This is a genomic window from uncultured Arthrobacter sp., from assembly GCF_902805515.1.
Lineage (GTDB): Bacteria > Actinomycetota > Actinomycetes > Actinomycetales > Micrococcaceae > Arthrobacter_D.
The window spans coordinates 60,809-76,725 of record NZ_CADCTE010000156.1; the positions used below are offsets into that span (position 1 = coordinate 60,809).

Here is a 15,917-nt window from a genome sequence, read left to right on the forward strand (position 1 = left end):
TGCTGGTGTTCCGGCAGGCGGTCGCCGCGGCACCGGGTTCCTCCGCCGGCCCTTCGGCCCGCCGCACGGGTCGTCATGGTGTCGGTGTGGTCCAGTCATAGGCGCCGCCTGCGCCGGCATCGGTGGCGGGCGGCCGGGAAGCAGATTATGAGCGCTTAGCCCTGGCCGCCCTCGTCCTTCTCGTTCCCGTTGGGAATCTACTTCCCACCGGGCTGGGGCCGGCGGGCGTTTTTCCGCGCCTCCCATTCAGCGTCGTAGGCTGCAATCCACTGCTCATACGTCATCGGGGTGGCGCCTTCGGGCAGCCCCTCGACGTACCGCTCGTACCGGTAGTTGCTGTGTTTGTCCGGGTGCGGCACAGCGGCCAGAAACCCGAACAGGTATCCGTGCAGAGCACGCATCATGAGCGAACCGCGCTTCATCTTCTCCCCCATCATCGTTATGAGGCGCATCCTACGCGATTGGAATCAATTATTTCCTGAGTACTCGACGTCGGTTTTGTCCCCGAGCCGGCCTTCGGCTTGGGGTAGCCATGAAAGGGATCCTGATTGCTGTTTCGGGAGGCGTTGATGATTTGGAGGAGGTTGTGGATCTTCGTGCTGTCGGTCGACGAGCCCTGATTCAAGCAGTCGGAAAAGCGTTGCGAGACCGTGATCAGAACGGCATCTCTGGAGCTTATTCGCGGATGTAGAGTCCACCTCATCATCCGGTTTGTGGGGGCAGCCGGGTGCGGTGACGCACATCGTGCGGAGGCCAAAGTGCCCCGATCCCGGTTTCGATGAGCCAAGCCTGCCACCTGCCCGGTGAGCAGATCTGATTCAAAGCGCCACCCTTCCAGATGAAAGAACGACCATGCCCAAGCTGCCCATCCTCACCCTTTCCCTCGCGGCCGTGCTGACCGCGGGTTGCTCCACCCCGGCCGTATCCGCTCCTGATGAGCACCCGGCCCCGAGCCCATCGGCAAGCCCGTCCACTTCCCCCATCGCGACGCCGAAGCCCGCACCCAAGCCGACCCCGACTCCAGCGCCCGCACCGGAAGTGGCACCGCCTGCCCCAACTCCGGTTCCCGCACCCGTCCCGGCGGCTCCGCAGCCAGCCCCTTTCATCCCGGAGTCCCCGCAACCGGTTGTTCCGGTGGCGCCCGCGGACCCGGCCGTTGCCCCGCTGCCGGTCCACGTCCCCCCGGCCCTGCCGCACACCGCGTGGACCTACCCGGACCTGGCGCCCGTCCCCGGTCCCGAACCGGTCCGGGTCGAGCGTGTCGCGGGCACCTACTGGAACGTCGTCGGAGATGGCTACCCGCCCGGAGCCGAGATTGGCATTATGTTCGGCAAGTGGCAGACCGACACTGACCTGCTCGACATCCCGACCGTCCATGCCGACGCCAACGGCCACTACTCGGTGCAGATCCACCTCTCCGCGGACTTCACTCCCGGAACCTACGGCTTCATGGTCTGGTACAAGCCCTTCTCCGAAGAGGGCAAGCGGCACGCCATCGTCGAGGTGCTCCCGCCCGGAACCGGCATGCCTACTCCGTGATGACTCCGTAGCTGACCACCCTGGACTTCCTTGCGTCGAGGTCCGCGGATTTCACTGTTTCCTGGACATGGACGGAGAACAGCCGCAGTGGGCCCTCCAGGTGCGAGTGGTCGGCCGGATCGGAGAGCACGCCGTCAACCGGGACAAACCCGCCTGAGGGCATCGGCCGCTCCGGAGTTCTGTTGCGTTAGGCCGAAGGCTGCGTCAGCGCTCCGGATTGCCGGGGTTCACAATCATCACGGGTGCCCTCGGGAGCTGTGCCAGCAACTGACCGACACGGGCCGCGTTCCGGGCCATGGAGGAGAACATCCACGCCGGCCACGAGGCTGAGCTGCCGGAGGCCGCCTGAGCAGGAACGCACGAAGGGCCGTCCCGGTCGCCGGGGCGGCCCTGTACCGTGCCAGGTGCTCATGTCGCCGGTTTCAGGACCCGCTGTCCTCGGCCTTGTCACGGGCATCGAGTTCGCTGTCGAGCTCATGGTCGCGGAAGGCCGTCTCGGGATGCAGGTCGCCTTCCTTGACATACTCGTGGTCGACCTGGCGTTCCACCTTGCTGTTGAGATTCTCTACATCGTCGGTGTCCAGCTTGGTCAGGTCTTCCGGGAAATCTTCGTCGGGTCCCAGCTTGCTGTCGGTCATGGCGCTCCTTGGTGGCGGACGGATGTTGGCCAAGCGTAACCGTCCGCGGTGAACTGTCGTACCAGTGCCGCACGGACTGGGGCCAGGCACCGGACACCGCCTGGAGTCAAAGGCGCCACCGTGACGCCCCTCAACTCTGGGAGACCCCATAGTCGGGCAACTGCTGAAGGGACCAGGTATTGCCGTCCGGGTCGGAGAAGTATACGAAACTGCCCCACGGCTGGAAGTCGACTTCGCTCGCCTCAACGCCGTTTTCGAGGAGCATTGAACGGGCCCCGGCCGCGTCCGGCACGACGATCTGGACGCCTTTCTGCGAACCAGGGGCCATCTCCGTAATCCCCTCCCCCAGAACAATGGAGCAGGCAGAGCCGGGCGGGGTCAATTGTACGAAGCGGACGCCTTCACCCACACGGTGGTCGTGGTCCAGCACGAAGCCCACCCTGTCGCGGTAGAAGTCAATCGCCCGGTCAACGTCGGAGACCGGGATGGCAACGAGTTCGATTTTCCAGTCCATGAGTTTCCTCCTGTGGGTCCTTTTGACTTCAGGGTAGGCCCGATTGCGGACGGAACCGGACCTTGTTCTTTCCGCATGGGGCGGCGGATCCGCGGAATCGTCTGTAGCTGGAACTGACTGTCGATGGCCGAGCTGGCCGCCCGGTCCGGGTGGTCCGCGGTGAAGGTGAGCACCTGCGCCGGCTCCGCCGGAACTACCGCGCCGGCCGGCTCAAAGAGGAACTCCGGCCATCCGCGCCGGTGAGGTGACAGGCATCTCCGCACACATGGGATCCACACCGGGAATTCCGCGAAGTCGGGACCAAGGTCGGATGAGGCCCAATTCGCCATGGTCTTCGGCCTGAGGCCGAGCCACTGTGCTACCTGTGCGCGGGTCAGGAGTTTTTCTGGTTGACCCGCCGCCGCCGCAAGCGGATCTCTGGGGTTCACTGTCCTGAAGTTGCCTATGCGGCCGAGTCGGTGACGGCCGGCAAACACTGTAGCGGCAGCGCCTCAATACCTGATTCTATTTTTGATTCGGGGCGTCACGGTCGGCGATTCGGACCCTCGATGCAACGTTTCCCCTCGTCGGAAGGGGTTGCTGGAGCCCCCTGCCGGATTCGAACCGGCGACCCCCTGTTTACAAGACAGGTGCTCTGGCCAACTGAGCTAAGGAGGCATGCTGGCTGAACCAGCAGGCGCCGCAGCGGTCTCCAAGACACAACGGGCGCTTCCTAAGGTTAGCCCAGCCCTCCGGTTCGTGGAAATTCAGCCAAGCTTCTCCTCGACGACCTTCCCGAAGTCCGCCACGGCGTCCGGGACCTCTTCGCCGTCGACATAAACGGTCGGTGTGCCCTCAATGCCTGCGGCCTGTGCGGCCTCCGTCGCGTACTTGGCCCAGGGTCGGAAGGTGCCCTCGGACAGGCAGGTTGAGATGTCACCGGCACCCACCTCGGCCGCCATATCGACCAGCCCGCCGTCGTCGAGCTCGCCGCTTTCGAAGTTGGCGAACAGCGCCGTGGCGAAGTCGAAGTAGCTGTCCGGCGCCGTGTCCGCCACACAGGCGAGCGCGCTGGCCCCCCTCGAGGAGTAGTCGTCGCGGGAGTTGCGGTCGAGGTAGGCGACGTTGCGGTACTCAAGGGTGATGTCACCGGCATTGAGCCAGCGCCGCAGGTCATCCGCATACTCGTTCTCGAAGTTGGAACAGTGGACGCAGTTCACATCGACGTAGGCCACCACCGGGATCGGCGCCCCGTCGGAGGCGGGCTCCACGCCCGGCGGCAGGACCGCTCCCGGCGCGGGCTCCTCCGGCAAGGATGCGACGTCGACCTCGCCGACCTCGGTCTCGGCAAGTTCGGAGGTCGAAACCAGGGTGATTCCGCCCTGGTCATTGCCGTGCTGCGGCGCTGGACCGGCGTCGGGCACCCGCCCGCGGATATTGCCGGCAACAACCAGCGCAATGACGACGGCGATCACGACGGCGGCGGCCACCACGCCCCACCGGATCAGCAGCGAGTTGCGCCGGGCGGTGCGTTCGGCCGCCTCGCGCTGAAGCCGCGCCCGCTCCCGGGCCTCCGCTGTGCGCTCGGCCTTGCTGGGCTTGCGGGAATTGCTCGGTGCCATCGGTCCTTCTGCCTTGCCTGCTTCTCCGGGACGCTTCCCGATCCTCCCCAGTTTATCGGGACTGGCCGGTGCCCCTAACCGATAGAGTTCATCAGTAGGCCTACTAATCGCAGGAGATTTCAATGAGCGAAGCCACAACGGCAGCGGATTCCGACACCGACTACGGCGACTTTGACTTCATCGTTGTCTCCAACCGGCTGGCGGTCGACCGCGTCACCGACGACGAGGGCAACAGCTCGTGGCGCCGCTCCCCCGGCGGCCTGGTGACGGCGCTTGCTCCGGTCATGGCCAAGACCGACGGCGCCTGGGTCGGCTGGCACGGTGCTCCCGACGAGACCCTCGACCCCTTCGATGAGGGGAACATGCGCCTTGTCCCGGTGCCGTTGAGCGAGGACGAGGTGGAGCTCTATTACGAGGGGTTCTCCAACGCGACCCTCTGGCCGCTCTACCACGATGTCATTGCGCCGCCGGAGTTCCACCGCACCTGGTGGGATGCCTACCGCCGGGTCAACGAGCGCTTCGCGAAGGCCACCGCCGCATCGGCCGCCCACGGCGCCACGGTGTGGGTCCAGGACTACCAGCTGCAGCTGGTGCCGAAGCTGCTGCGCAAGGCCCGCCCCGACCTCGTCATCGGTTTCTTCAACCACATCCCGTTCCCGCCGCTGGAGATCTTCGCGCAGCTGCCCTGGCGCCGGCAGGTCATCGAAGGGCTGCTCGGAGCGGACCTCATCGGTTTCCAGCGCCCAAGCGATGCCAGTAACTTCCTGCGCTGCGTCCGCCGCTTCCTTGGCCACACCATCCGCCAGCAGCAGGTACAGGTCCCCGCCGACGGTGACGCGCCCGCCTACGTCTCGCGCGCCGAGGCGTTCCCCATCTCAATCGATGTGAACGCCATCACCGAACTGGCCAAGCGCCAGGACATCATCGAGCGCTCCCGCGAGATCCGCCGGGAGCTCGGCAACCCCAAGCACGTCCTGTTGGGCGTGGACCGCCTTGACTACACCAAGGGCATCGGGCACCGGCTCAAGGCCTACGGGGAACTCCTCGAGGACGGCTCCATCACCGTTGAGGACGCCGCGCTGATCCAGGTGGCGAGCCCCAGCCGGGAACGCGTGGAGCAGTACCGCCTCCTCCGGGAGGAGATCGAGGGCGCGGTGGGCCGCATCAACGGCACCTACGACACCATGAAGAACACGGCCATCCGGTACCTCCACCACAGCTACCCGGTCGAGGAGATGGTCGCCCTGTACCTCGCGGCCGACGTCATGCTCGTCACGGCGCTGCGCGACGGCATGAACCTCGTGGCCAAGGAATATGTCGCGGCCCGCACCGAGAACCGCGGCGCCCTGGTGCTCAGCGAGTTCGCCGGCGCCGCCGACACCCTCCGGCAGGCCGTCCTGGTCAACCCCCACGACATCGACGGCCTGAAGTCCGCGATGGTCACCGCCCTGAACATGCCCGCGGCCGAAGGGGTCCGCAGGATGCGCATCATGCGCCGCCAGGTGCTCCAGAACGACGTCGAACGATGGTCGCAGGCGTTCCTGACCGCCCTGCGCAACGGCTCGGCAGGCAACAGCGATGCATGAGGGCACGGACCTCCGGGCGGCCCTTGAGGAACTCGCCGCAACACCGGTGCTGCTCGTCGCGCTCGACTTCGACGGCGTCCTCTCGCCGCTGGTCGAGCGGGCCCAGGACGCCCGCCCGCTCCCCCGATCCTCGGCCGCCCTGAAGGCTCTCGCCGCGCTGCCGTCGACGACGACGGCGCTGATCTCGGGACGCGCGCTCGGCAGCCTGAGGCAGGTGGCCTCCCCGGAGCCGGAAACCCTGTTGATCGGCAGCCACGGCGCCGAAACCTGGACCGGCCCGGACGCCGCACCCCTCACCCTCGACCCCCGACAGGCCGAACTGCTCGACGCGGCGGCCGACATCGTCGAGAGCGTCGTCGCGGCTCATCCCGGCACGTGGCTCGAGTCCAAGCCGGCCGGCGTCGTCCTTCACACCCGGTCCGCCGCCGACGATATCGCCGCCGACGCGGTGGCCTCCGCCCGCGACGGGCTGGCAGGGCTGGACGGGCTCAAGGTCACCGACGGAAAGCGCGTCCTCGAAGTCTCGGTGGTCCACGCCGACAAGGGCCAGGGACTGGGGCTGCTGAGGGAGCTCAGCGGAGCCACGGCGGTCCTTTTCGCCGGCGACGACGTCACCGACGAGCACGCCTTCGCCGTCCTGCAGCCCCAGGACGTGGGCATCAAGATCGGTGAGGGCAGGACTGCGGCCCGCTACCGTCTGGGCTCCCCCGAGGACCTCGCCGGCACCCTTGAGGACCTTTTGACCCTGCGTCGCGAATGTGCTTCCTCCAACCATCCGTGACATACTCCAAGTGGGTATCGACCGGCTCGCCGGTTGTACCCGGTACAACTGAATACACTCCATTCACTACGGATCGTCGGGCACGTACCTGCCCGTGAAAAGGAAACAAGAAAATGGCAACGGTAACGTTCGACCAGGCCACCCGGGTGTACCCGGGGACCGAAAAGCCCGCTGTAGACCGCCTGAACATCGAGATCGCCGACGGCGAATTCCTCGTCCTCGTAGGCCCGTCCGGTTGCGGCAAATCCACCTCCCTGCGCATGCTCGCAGGACTCGAAGACGTCAACTCGGGACGCATCCTCATCGGTGACCGCGACGTCACCGATGTTCCCCCGAAGGACCGCGACATCGCGATGGTCTTCCAGAACTACGCGCTGTACCCGCACATGACTGTTGCCGACAACATGGGCTTCGCCCTGAAGATCGCCGGTGTCCCCAAGGAAGAGCGCGCCGAGCGCGTCCGCGAGGCTGCCAAGCTGCTCGATCTCGAGGACTACCTGGACCGCAAGCCGAAGGCACTCTCCGGCGGTCAGCGCCAGCGCGTCGCCATGGGCCGCGCCATCGTGCGTAACCCGCAGGTCTTCCTCATGGATGAGCCGCTGTCGAACCTCGACGCCAAGCTGCGCGTCCAGACCCGCACCCAGATCGCGTCGCTGACACGCCGCCTCGGGGTCACCACGGTCTACGTGACGCACGACCAGGTCGAGGCAATGACCATGGGCGACCGCGTTGCGGTTCTCAAGGACGGCATCCTCCAGCAGGTCGACACCCCGCGCAACCTGTACGAGCGCCCGAAGAACGTTTTCGTTGCCGGGTTCATCGGCTCCCCCGCCATGAACCTCCTCGAACTGCCCGTCGCTGACGGCGGCGTGCTGTTCGGCGGTACCGTGTACCCGGTCCGCAACGACATCCTCGATGCGGCCGCGGGTAACACCGTGACCCTGGGCGTCCGTCCCGAGGACCTCGTGCTCGCCGCCCCGGGTGAAGGCCTGCAGGTTGAGGTCGACGTCGTCGAGGAACTCGGCGCCGACGCCTACATCTACGGCCACACCACGCTCAATGGCCAGAACCACGACATGGTGGCCCGGGTCGACGGCCGCCGCCCTCCGATGAAGGGTGACACCGTCTACGTCCGCCCCGAGCAGGGCCACGTGCACCTGTTCGACACGACCTCCGGCGCCCGCCTGGCCGAAACGGTCTAGTTCAACGCATTTCCGGCAATGCGGTGGTTCCCATGCTGCGTCTTCACGGACGGGGGGACCACCGCATTGCGGTTTAAGCTGACGGACTTCCTGCTTTGAGCACTCCCAGAGACCGGCGCACCGGCGGTCCTACAGAAGGCAACATCATGACGGAAACCTACAACGCCAACTGGCACGACGAACCCACCGACTATGCGCAGACGGGAAAGCTGCCGCGACTCCGGACCACCCCTCCGGAGTCGGCACTGGGCTCACTGAACATCACCGCGGCCTCCGCCGACCCCGAACTGCTCGACCTCCCCTGGCACATCGCCCTCGAGGAATGGCCGACAGAGAGCCTTGCGGCCCTCCCCCGCGGTATCTCCCGCCACATCGTGCGGTTCGCGCACCTCGGGGGTTCGGTCATCGCCATTAAGGAAACCAGCGAGCACGTCGCCCGCCACGAGTACCACATGCTGCGTAAGCTCCAGCGCCTCGATGTGCCGTGCGTGGAACCCGTCGCGGTCATCACCGGGCGCACCACCCCCGACGGCACCGAACTCGACCCGGTGCTGGTCACCCGGCACCTGAAGTTCTCGATGCCCTACCGCGCCCTGTTCTCCCAGACGCTGCGCCGAGACACCCTGACCCGCCTGATCGATGCGCAGGCACTCCTGCTGGTGCGCCTGCACCTCATCGGGTTCTACTGGGGCGACGTCTCGCTGTCGAACACGCTGTTCCGGCGCGACGCCGGCGCCTTCGCCGCCTACCTGGTGGACGCTGAGACCGGAGAGCTCTACCCGGAACTCTCGAGCGGCCAGCGGGAGTACGACCTCGAGATCGCGCGCGTCAACATCGCCGGTGAGCTGATGGACCTCGCAGAGGGCGGGTTGATCGAGGAGAAGGTCGACCCGCTGGCCACCAGCGAACTGATCATGGACAGCTACCGCAGGCTGTGGACCGAGCTCACGGCCCGCGAGTCCTTTGAACTCGGCGAACGCTGGCGCGTCAACGCCCGCATCCGCCGGCTCAACGACCTCGGCTTCGACGTCGAGGAATATGTCATCAGCACGGTCGCCGACGGCTCCCGGATCCAGCTGCAACCGAAGGTTGTCGACGCAGGCCACCACAGCCGCCGGCTGCTCCGCCTGACCGGCATCGACGCACAGGAGAATCAGGCCCGCAGGCTGCTCAACGACATGGACGCCTACCGGGCGGACAACAATAACCTCGACGTCGACGAGGAGATCAGCGCCCACCTGTGGGTCAGCGAAGTCTTCGAACCGATTGTTCGGTCGGTACCGCGTGAACTCGGCGGCAAGCTCGAGCCGGCCGAGGTGGTGCACGAGGTGCTTGAACACCGGTGGTACATGTCCGAGCGGCAGGACCGCAACGTGCCCATGGCGGAGGCGGTGCAGTCCTACCTCGACTCTGAGCTGCGGCACCGGCGCGACGAGGCTGAGATCATGCTGACCGCCGACTCGAAGACCATCGGGCTCGACGGGGACAACAGCTTCCCGGACAGCTAAACGGTCCGGGCCGGTGCGGCCGGCCCGGACCTCAGCTCAGGATCTCACTACCCGGGGCAGCGGACTTCCTGGCCCTCATAGATGTGCTGACCGGGCCCCGCCTGCTGGCAGAATTCGGCAATTTCGGTGGCATACGGGATGGCAGCGATGATTCCGGCGATGAGAATGACAAGAAGGATGGTGAAAAGGGCACCCACGATGATGCCCGCCACCGCGAGGCCGTTGCCCATCCCGGCCTTCTTCGACTTCACCAGGGCCACGATGCTCAAAATCAGGCCCACCGGGGCCAAAACAATCGCCAGGATAAGCCCCACAATGCCCAGGGTGCGTCCGGGGTTCTCCCGCGGTCCCTGCTGGCCCGGGTAGCCGCCTCCCGGGTAGCCCTGGCCGTACGGAGACTGGCCGTAGGCCGGCTGGCCCGAGCCCTGCCCGTAGGCAGGCTGACCGTACGGGGTGGGTGACTGGCCGTAGGCGGGCTGCCCATACGGCGGCTGGCCGGGGTTGGATGATCCTGAGGTTCCAGAGCTTCCGCCCGGGCCCTTGCCGTACGGATCGTTCGAACCGGATCCGCCGTGCGGACCTGCTGGGTTATCTGACACTTGCGCCCCTGCAATCTTGTCGGTGCAGGAACGAGCTCCTGCAGGGGCCCCACGGGCCTCTGGGCCGAGAATATCACCGCGGAGCGGGCGTGTCCGGGGGGCGGGCCGGCCCGCTCGAATGACCGGCAGCAACTCCATCCCGGCCGCCATCCCGACCGCCATCCCTCCGGCTGCCGGGCACCGTCGTAGAGCGCAGACGCGTAACCCAACCGCGAGACGAACCATCGTCGAATCACCTCAAAGCCACCCCGCCGAGCCGGGTGCACACCTCCTCCGGCATCGACGCACACGGTGTGGCGGAAATCATCGGTGCAAACGTTTACATGAGAGGAGGGATAGGAGGCCTAGTGGCGCCGAGGTTACCGGTAGGTAACGGCTTGGACACGCGGAATATAGGCCTGTAAACGCTTTCAGTATTGGCGCTCACAGGTCTACGATGTTTCCCATGTCCTTTTCAGCGGCCGTCGATACGGCAGGTTTTAGCGCTCCCGACGGAGCTGTTCGATTCCATGACCCCATCCACACCCAGCACGCGGACGATGCGTGGTGGCGCTCCTCGGTGATCTATCAGGTGTACCCCCGGTCCTTCCGCGACGCGAACGGCGATGGCATGGGCGACCTTGCCGGCGTGCGCGAGGAGCTGGAGCACCTCGTCCGGCTCAACGTGGATGCCGTCTGGCTCTCCCCCTTCTACACCTCGCCCCAGCGCGACGGCGGTTACGACGTCGCAGACTACTGCGACGTCGACCCCCTGTTCGGAACCCTGGCCGACTTCGACGCACTGACCACTCGTGCCACCGAACTCGGCATCAAGGTCATTGTCGACCTCGTTCCCAACCACGCCTCGAGCGACCATATTCTCTTCAAGCAGGCCCTCGCTGCCCCGGCCGGGTCACCGGAACGTGCAATGTTCGTCTTTCGGGACGGACAGGGCGAGCATGGGGAGCTCCCGCCCAACAACTGGCAGTCCCACTTCGGTGGTCCGGCCTGGACCCGCGTCATCAACAGCGACGGGGCGGGCGGGCAGTGGTACCTCCACCTCTTCGATTCCTCCCAGCCCGACTTCAACTGGGACAACCAGGCGGTGCGGGACGAGTTCGAGCGCATCCTGCGCTTCTGGCTTGACCGCGGCGTCGGCGGCTTCCGGGTCGATGTCGCTCATGCCCTGGTCAAGGCCGAAGGTCTGCCCGACTGGGGCGGGCGCGCGGACGGAAGCTCAAGTGAAGGCTTCCCGGGTCATGAGGCTCCCATGTTCGGGCAGCAGGAGATCCATGCGATCTACCGCAGTTGGCGGAAGATCCTCGATGAGTACGACGGCGACCGGGTGCTCTGCGCCGAGGCCACCATCGACCCCCTGCCGCGGCTGACCGACTGGGTCCGCCCGGATGAAATGCACCAGGCATTCAATTTCGCCTACCTGCACCACCCGTGGAACGCGCATGGGCTGCGCAATGTCATCTCCAGTTCCCTTGAGGCCTTCGACAGTGTCGACGCGCCCACCACCTGGGTGCTGAGCAATCACGACGTCGTCCGCCATGCGACCCGTTTCGGGCTCGGCGAGGACTTTCCCCGCCCCGGTGATGGCATCGGCCACCTCGATCCGCAGCCGGACACCGCGACCGGGCTGGACCGCGCCCGCGCGGCTTCCCTTGCCATGTTCGCCCTTCCCGGCGGCATCTATCTCTACCAGGGCGAAGAGCTTGGCCTGCCCGACCACACCACCATGCCGGCCGAGTTCCGCCAGGATCCCACCTTTGCGCGGACCGGTGGGGAACGGCTCGGACGTGACGGATGCCGGGTTCCGCTTCCGTGGCGTGCGGAGGAGCCCGCCTATGGTTTCGGGACCGCAGATACCCCCTGGCTGCCGCAGCCGGAGAGCTGGAAGGCCCTCGCCGTCGACCGCCAGGACTCCGACCCCGGGTCGACGCTGAACCTCTACCGCTCGGCGCTGCGCCTGCGGCGTGAACTGGGCCTTGGAGCCGGATCGCTGCAGTGGAGCGTGGAGTACGAAAACAGCGACACCGTGGCGTTCCGCAACGGCGACGTCGTCGTCCTGATCAACATGGGAGAATTCGATACGCAGCTGCCCGGCGGCTCGATTCTGGCGGCAAGCCATCCCGAGGCGGGCGCCAACGGCCTGCTGGCACCCAACCACTGTGTGTGGCTGAAGACTAACTAAAACGGCCGGGCCATTGACGCCCGATCCGAAGGGGGGAGGACGCCGTGGCCGGCATCAAGGACGTCGCGAAGCGCGCCGGAGTGTCGACGGCCACGGTGTCCCGGGCCCTTAGCGGCAACGGCCGGGTGTCGGAGAAATCGCGCCTCGCAGTGCTGAAAGCCGCGCGGGAGCTCGAGTTCGTCCTCTCCTACTCCGCATCGTCCCTGGCCTCGGGCAGGAACCGCAACGTCGGCGTCGTGGTGCCCTCCGTCAACCGCTGGTACTTCTCCCAGATCGTCGACAGCGCCGCTGCCGCCCTGCTGGAGGCCGGCTACGACCTGACCCTCTACAACCTCAGCGAAGGCGCAAAGCACCGGGACCGGGTGTTGTCGGAGTTCCTGCTGCGCCAACGCTGCGACGGCGTCATCTCCGTAGCCTTGGAGCTAAGCAGGTCTGAGCTGGGCCAGCTGCTCGCCGTGGGCAAGCCCGTTGTGGGAATCGGCGGCGTCCTGCCCGGCGCCCACACGATCAGCGTGAACGACAGGGCGATCGCCTCCCTGGCTACCGAGCACCTGCTCAGCCTGGGACACCGCAGGATCGCCCATATCGGCGGCATCGAGGCGTTTGAAAACGACTTTCGGATCTCAGGCTCCCGCCGTGAGGGCTACGAGGAGGCGATGTCCGCGGAGGGCCTCGACGTTCTTCCCTCCTGGCGGGCTCACGCGGACTTCACCATCACCGGTGGCTACACCGAAGCCAAGCGGATGCTGGGCCACCCGTACGACCGCCCCACGGCCGTGTTCTGCGCATCGGATGAAATGGCGATCGGGACCATCCTTGCCTCCCGGGACCTCGGCCTCCGCGTGCCGGAGGATCTCTCGGTGATCGGAATTGACGGCCACGACCTGGGCGGGATCTTCGGACTCACCACCATCGCCCAGTTCCCTGGCCAGCAGGGCGAGAATGCCGTGCAGCGGCTGCTCAACATCCTCACCGAGCCGGAGAGTGCCGACACCCTGCCGGCCGACGAGGTTGCCCGGACCGAGCTTGTCGTGCGTTCGAGCACGTCCGCTCCGGCCGACCGGCCCTAACTGCCGCAGCAGGCGCCCGGGAGACTCGGCCCCCGCTCCGGACGCGCCCCGTGGAGGATCGCCGCTAGCTCCTCGAGTAGCAGGACATCAGACCGCGCCACCCATGAAGCGCGCGTACCTGCCCAGGGCCAGCGGCCAGAACCTCTCATAGCGTCCACGCAGGTCCTCGGGGCCGCCCGCCCTGGGCCAGCCGCCGTGGACGACGTCGACGGTTGTGGCAGGTGCCGCCCCTCCGACGCCGGCGAAGGAAAGCTCAACCGCCGTCGCAGGGAAGGGGCCGGGGCGGTGCCGCCACAGGAGTGACAAGGCACGGTGGCCATCCCGCTGGTCTTCACGCTCGATGACTTCGGCCCAGACGGCCTCCTCGTCCTCGGCTGACGTTTCGACGAAGACGCCGCCCTCAAGGTCGAAGAAGCTTCCGGCGCCCCACACACTGAGCTCAGCGCCCGGCCACCACAGATGGAGGTGTTCGGTGAACCCGGAAAAGGCGTCGACCACATCGGCCGGCACGCGCACGGAGGCGTGGATGTCCGCCACGGTCCCACCGCCGGCGGGCTCCGGAGCAGCATGGGAGAAAAGTCCACTCATGGTTCGACTCTACCGGGGTCCGGGCGGTGTGCCTGGTGGTGGTTGTGGGTGGTTAAAGGGGTGCAGGCCCCACCGGTGGTGGGGCCTGCAGCCTAAGGGTGGTCCGGCGGTGTCCTACTCTCCCACACTCTCTCGGGTGCAGTACCATCGGCGCTGTGGGTCTTAGCTTCCGGGTTCGGAATGGGACCGGGCGTTTCCCCCACGCTATGACCGCCGTAACTCGTTGTACCCGGTGTCCCGGTTTGCCCGTGATGGGTTCCTGGGGTGGGTAAGTCTGTTACGTCTTGTCGTGCTGGACGTGTTTGTATTTTGTTGTGGTGGTTCCGTTGTTGGTTGGGAACCGCATAGTGGACGCGTAGCATGTGATCTTTTCACGCACCGCTTTGGGTGGAACGGTTTTGAAGTGTCCGTTCCTGCGGTGGTGGTGTGGTGTAAGTTATCGGCTTATTAGTACCGGTCAGCTTCGCAGGTCGTTGGTCCCTGCTTCCACATCCGGCCTATCAACCCAGTGGTCTGGCTGGGGGCCTCTCACACGGTTAGGTGTATGGAAATCTCATCTTGAAGCGGGCTTCCCGCTTAGATGCTTTCAGCGGTTATCCCATCCGAACGTAGCTAATCAGCGGTGCACTTGGCAGTACAACTGACACACCAGAGGTTCGTCCGTCCCGGTCCTCTCGTACTAAGGACAGCCCTTCTCAAATTTCCTGCGCGCGCAGCGGATAGGGACCGAACTGTCTCACGACGTTCTAAACCCAGCTCGCGTACCGCTTTAATGGGCGAACAGCCCAACCCTTGGGACCTACTCCAGCCCCAGGATGCGACGAGCCGACATCGAGGTGCCAAACCATGCCGTCGATATGGACTCTTGGGCAAGATCAGCCTGTTATCCCCGGGGTACCTTTTATCCGTTGAGCGACGGCCATTCCACAATGTGCCGCCGGATCACTAGTCCCGACTTTCGTCCCTGCTTGAGATGTCTCTCTCACAGTCAAGCTCCCTTGTGCACTTACACTCGCCACCTGATTGCCAACCAGGCTGAGGGAACCTTTGGGCGCCTCCGTTACTTTTTAGGAGGCAACCGCCCCAGTTAAACTACCCATCAGGCACTGTCCCTGACCCGGATTACGGGCCGAAGTTAGATATCCAGAGTGACCAGAGTGGTATTTCAACGATGACTCCACCCGAACTGGCGTCCGGGCTTCACAGTCTCCCACCTATCCTACACAAGCCACACCGAACACCAATACCAAACTATAGTGAAGGTCTCGGGGTCTTTCCGTCCTGCTGCGCGTAACGAGCATCTTTACTCGTACTGCAATTTCGCCGAGTTTATGGTTGAGACAGCGGGGAAGTCGTTACTCCATTCGTGCAGGTCGGAACTTACCCGACAAGGAATTTCGCTACCTTAGGATGGTTATAGTTACCACCGCCGTTTACTGGGGCTTAAATTCCCAGCTTCGCACCGCGCAAGCGCGGAACTAACCGGTCCTCTTAACCTTCCAGCACCGGGCAGGAGTCAGTCCGTATACATCGTCTTGCGACTTCGCACGGACCTGTGTTTTTAGTAAACAGTCGCTTCCCCCTGGTCTCTGCGGCCCCGATCCGCTCTGGCAAGCAAGTCGCCGTCACGGTTGGGGCCCCCCTTCTCCCGAAGTTACGGGGGCATTTTGCCGAGTTCCTTAACCATAATTCTCTCGATCGCCTTAGTATTCTCTACCTGATCACCTGTGTCGGTTTGGGGTACGGGCGGCTAAAACCTCGCGCCGATGCTTTTCTCGGCAGCATAGGATCACCAAATTCCCCCATACGGGGGTCCCATCAGATCTCAGGCCCGTGATTGAACACAAGGACGCGGATTTGCCTACGTCCTGCCCTACATCCTTAGACCGGGACAACCATCGCCCGGCTTGGCTACCTTCCTGCGTCACACCTGTTAATACGCTTACCTCCCAGGCTCAGGTCCCGCGCTCCACCAAAACCCTTCCACCACAAGGGCGGTCGGGCAGGTTTCGGGCGGTTAGTGTCCCCTGTTCGGTATGGGCGGTTTTTCGCCGGTACGGGAATATCAACCCGTTGTCCATCGACTACGCCTGTCGGCCTCGCCTTAGGTCC

General features: G+C 65.3%; 14 protein-coding genes, 1 tRNA gene and 2 rRNA genes. 7 read left to right on the plus strand and 10 right to left on the minus strand.

Going from position 1 to position 15,917, the window contains the following annotated elements; all coding sequences use genetic code 11:
* Nucleotides 1–197 precede the first annotated feature (197 nt).
* Nucleotides 198–437 (minus strand): hypothetical protein, encoded by a 240-nt coding sequence (locus QZX79_RS14525; protein WP_294569268.1) that lies wholly within the window; start codon nt 435–437, stop codon nt 198–200.
* A 697-nt stretch (nt 438–1,134) separates the two neighbouring features.
* On the opposite strand from QZX79_RS14525, the gene QZX79_RS14530 reads away from it, so the two are divergent.
* Nucleotides 1,135–1,539: a hypothetical protein gene (locus QZX79_RS14530; RefSeq protein ID WP_294569270.1), complete on the plus strand. Its 405-nt coding sequence runs from the start codon at nt 1,135–1,137 to the stop codon at nt 1,537–1,539.
* Here the strand turns inward: QZX79_RS14530 and QZX79_RS14535 are convergent.
* The 5 genes from QZX79_RS14535 to QZX79_RS14555 form a co-directional block, all read right to left on the minus strand.
* Nucleotides 1,529–1,702, minus strand: a complete 174-nt coding sequence (locus QZX79_RS14535; protein WP_294569272.1) for a hypothetical protein — start codon at nt 1,700–1,702, stop codon at nt 1,529–1,531. The two genes, QZX79_RS14530 and QZX79_RS14535, sit on opposite strands and share 11 nt — an antisense overlap.
* Before the next feature lie 259 nt (nt 1,703–1,961).
* Nucleotides 1,962–2,177 carry a hypothetical protein gene (locus QZX79_RS14540; protein WP_198813922.1) on the minus strand — a complete coding sequence of 72 codons (216 nt, stop codon included), beginning with the start codon at nt 2,175–2,177 and terminating at the stop codon, nt 1,962–1,964.
* 130 nt (nt 2,178–2,307) lie between these two features.
* The gene (locus QZX79_RS14545) at nt 2,308–2,691 is read right to left on the minus strand and encodes a VOC family protein (protein ID WP_294569275.1); all 384 of its coding nucleotides are present in this window, start codon (nt 2,689–2,691) and stop codon (nt 2,308–2,310) included.
* A gap of 580 nt (nt 2,692–3,271) precedes the next feature.
* Nucleotides 3,272–3,348: transfer RNA gene (locus QZX79_RS14550), tRNA-Thr, on the minus strand.
* Nucleotides 3,349–3,437: 89 nt separating this feature from the next.
* Nucleotides 3,438–4,292, minus strand: a complete 855-nt coding sequence (locus QZX79_RS14555; protein ID WP_294569278.1) for a thioredoxin domain-containing protein — start codon at nt 4,290–4,292, stop codon at nt 3,438–3,440.
* Between the two features lie 122 nt (nt 4,293–4,414).
* On the opposite strand from QZX79_RS14555, the gene QZX79_RS14560 reads away from it, so the two are divergent.
* The 4 genes from QZX79_RS14560 (at nt 4,415) to QZX79_RS14575 (ending at nt 9,369) form a co-directional block, all read left to right on the plus strand.
* The gene (locus QZX79_RS14560; protein WP_294569281.1) at nt 4,415–5,878 is read left to right on the plus strand and encodes a trehalose-6-phosphate synthase; all 1,464 of its coding nucleotides are present in this window, start codon (nt 4,415–4,417) and stop codon (nt 5,876–5,878) included.
* A complete protein-coding gene (gene otsB / locus QZX79_RS14565) occupies nt 5,871–6,659 on the plus strand; it encodes a trehalose-phosphatase (RefSeq protein ID WP_294569283.1) in 789 nt (262 codons plus the stop codon). Before QZX79_RS14560 ends, otsB begins: the two co-directional genes overlap by 8 nt.
* A 113-nt stretch (nt 6,660–6,772) precedes the next feature.
* Nucleotides 6,773–7,861: an ABC transporter ATP-binding protein gene (gene ugpC / locus QZX79_RS14570; protein ID WP_294569284.1), complete on the plus strand. Its 1,089-nt coding sequence runs from the start codon at nt 6,773–6,775 to the stop codon at nt 7,859–7,861.
* Between the two features lie 146 nt (nt 7,862–8,007).
* Nucleotides 8,008–9,369 (plus strand): DUF4032 domain-containing protein, encoded by a 1,362-nt coding sequence (locus QZX79_RS14575; protein WP_294569287.1) that lies wholly within the window; start codon nt 8,008–8,010, stop codon nt 9,367–9,369.
* A gap of 47 nt (nt 9,370–9,416) precedes the next feature.
* Here the strand turns inward: QZX79_RS14575 and QZX79_RS14580 are convergent, their stop codons facing one another.
* Nucleotides 9,417–9,968, minus strand: a complete 552-nt coding sequence (locus tag QZX79_RS14580; protein ID WP_294569289.1) for a DUF4190 domain-containing protein — start codon at nt 9,966–9,968, stop codon at nt 9,417–9,419.
* Between the two features lie 445 nt (nt 9,969–10,413).
* On the opposite strand from QZX79_RS14580, the gene QZX79_RS14585 reads away from it, so the two are divergent.
* Both QZX79_RS14585 and QZX79_RS14590 read left to right on the plus strand, forming a co-directional pair.
* Nucleotides 10,414–12,147, plus strand: coding sequence for a glycoside hydrolase family 13 protein (locus QZX79_RS14585; RefSeq protein WP_294569291.1), 1,734 nt, complete (start codon nt 10,414–10,416; stop codon nt 12,145–12,147).
* A 44-nt stretch (nt 12,148–12,191) separates the two neighbouring features.
* Nucleotides 12,192–13,217, plus strand: coding sequence for a LacI family DNA-binding transcriptional regulator (locus QZX79_RS14590; RefSeq protein WP_294569293.1), 1,026 nt, complete (start codon nt 12,192–12,194; stop codon nt 13,215–13,217).
* 87 nt (nt 13,218–13,304) lie between these two features.
* Here the strand turns inward: QZX79_RS14590 and QZX79_RS14595 are convergent, their stop codons facing one another.
* The 3 genes from QZX79_RS14595 to QZX79_RS14605 all read right to left on the minus strand — a co-directional run.
* On the minus strand, nt 13,305–13,805 hold the full coding sequence (locus QZX79_RS14595; protein WP_294569295.1) for a hypothetical protein: 501 nt from the start codon (nt 13,803–13,805) through the stop codon (nt 13,305–13,307).
* Nucleotides 13,806–13,906: 101 nt separating this feature from the next.
* Nucleotides 13,907–14,023 (minus strand): 5S ribosomal RNA (gene rrf / locus QZX79_RS14600).
* A 208-nt stretch (nt 14,024–14,231) separates the two neighbouring features.
* Nucleotides 14,232–15,917, minus strand: a 23S ribosomal RNA gene (locus QZX79_RS14605); the annotation flags it as partial.

Coding starts and splice junctions, on each gene's coding strand:
- QZX79_RS14525 (WP_294569268.1), bottom strand. CDS start 437: ATGATGGGGGAGAAGATGAAGCGCGGTTCGCTCATGATGCGTGCTCTG.
- QZX79_RS14535 (WP_294569272.1), bottom strand. CDS start 1,702: ATGCCCTCAGGCGGGTTTGTCCCGGTTGACGGCGTGCTCTCCGATCCG.
- QZX79_RS14540 (WP_198813922.1), bottom strand. CDS start 2,177: ATGACCGACAGCAAGCTGGGACCCGACGAAGATTTCCCGGAAGACCTG.
- QZX79_RS14545 (WP_294569275.1), bottom strand. CDS start 2,691: ATGGACTGGAAAATCGAACTCGTTGCCATCCCGGTCTCCGACGTTGAC.
- QZX79_RS14555 (WP_294569278.1), bottom strand. CDS start 4,292: ATGGCACCGAGCAATTCCCGCAAGCCCAGCAAGGCCGAGCGCACAGCG.
- QZX79_RS14560 (WP_294569281.1), top strand. CDS start 4,415: ATGAGCGAAGCCACAACGGCAGCGGATTCCGACACCGACTACGGCGAC.
- otsB (WP_294569283.1), top strand. CDS start 5,871: ATGCATGAGGGCACGGACCTCCGGGCGGCCCTTGAGGAACTCGCCGCA.
- ugpC (WP_294569284.1), top strand. CDS start 6,773: ATGGCAACGGTAACGTTCGACCAGGCCACCCGGGTGTACCCGGGGACC.
- QZX79_RS14575 (WP_294569287.1), top strand. CDS start 8,008: ATGACGGAAACCTACAACGCCAACTGGCACGACGAACCCACCGACTAT.
- QZX79_RS14585 (WP_294569291.1), top strand. CDS start 10,414: ATGTCCTTTTCAGCGGCCGTCGATACGGCAGGTTTTAGCGCTCCCGAC.
- QZX79_RS14595 (WP_294569295.1), bottom strand. CDS start 13,805: ATGAGTGGACTTTTCTCCCATGCTGCTCCGGAGCCCGCCGGCGGTGGG.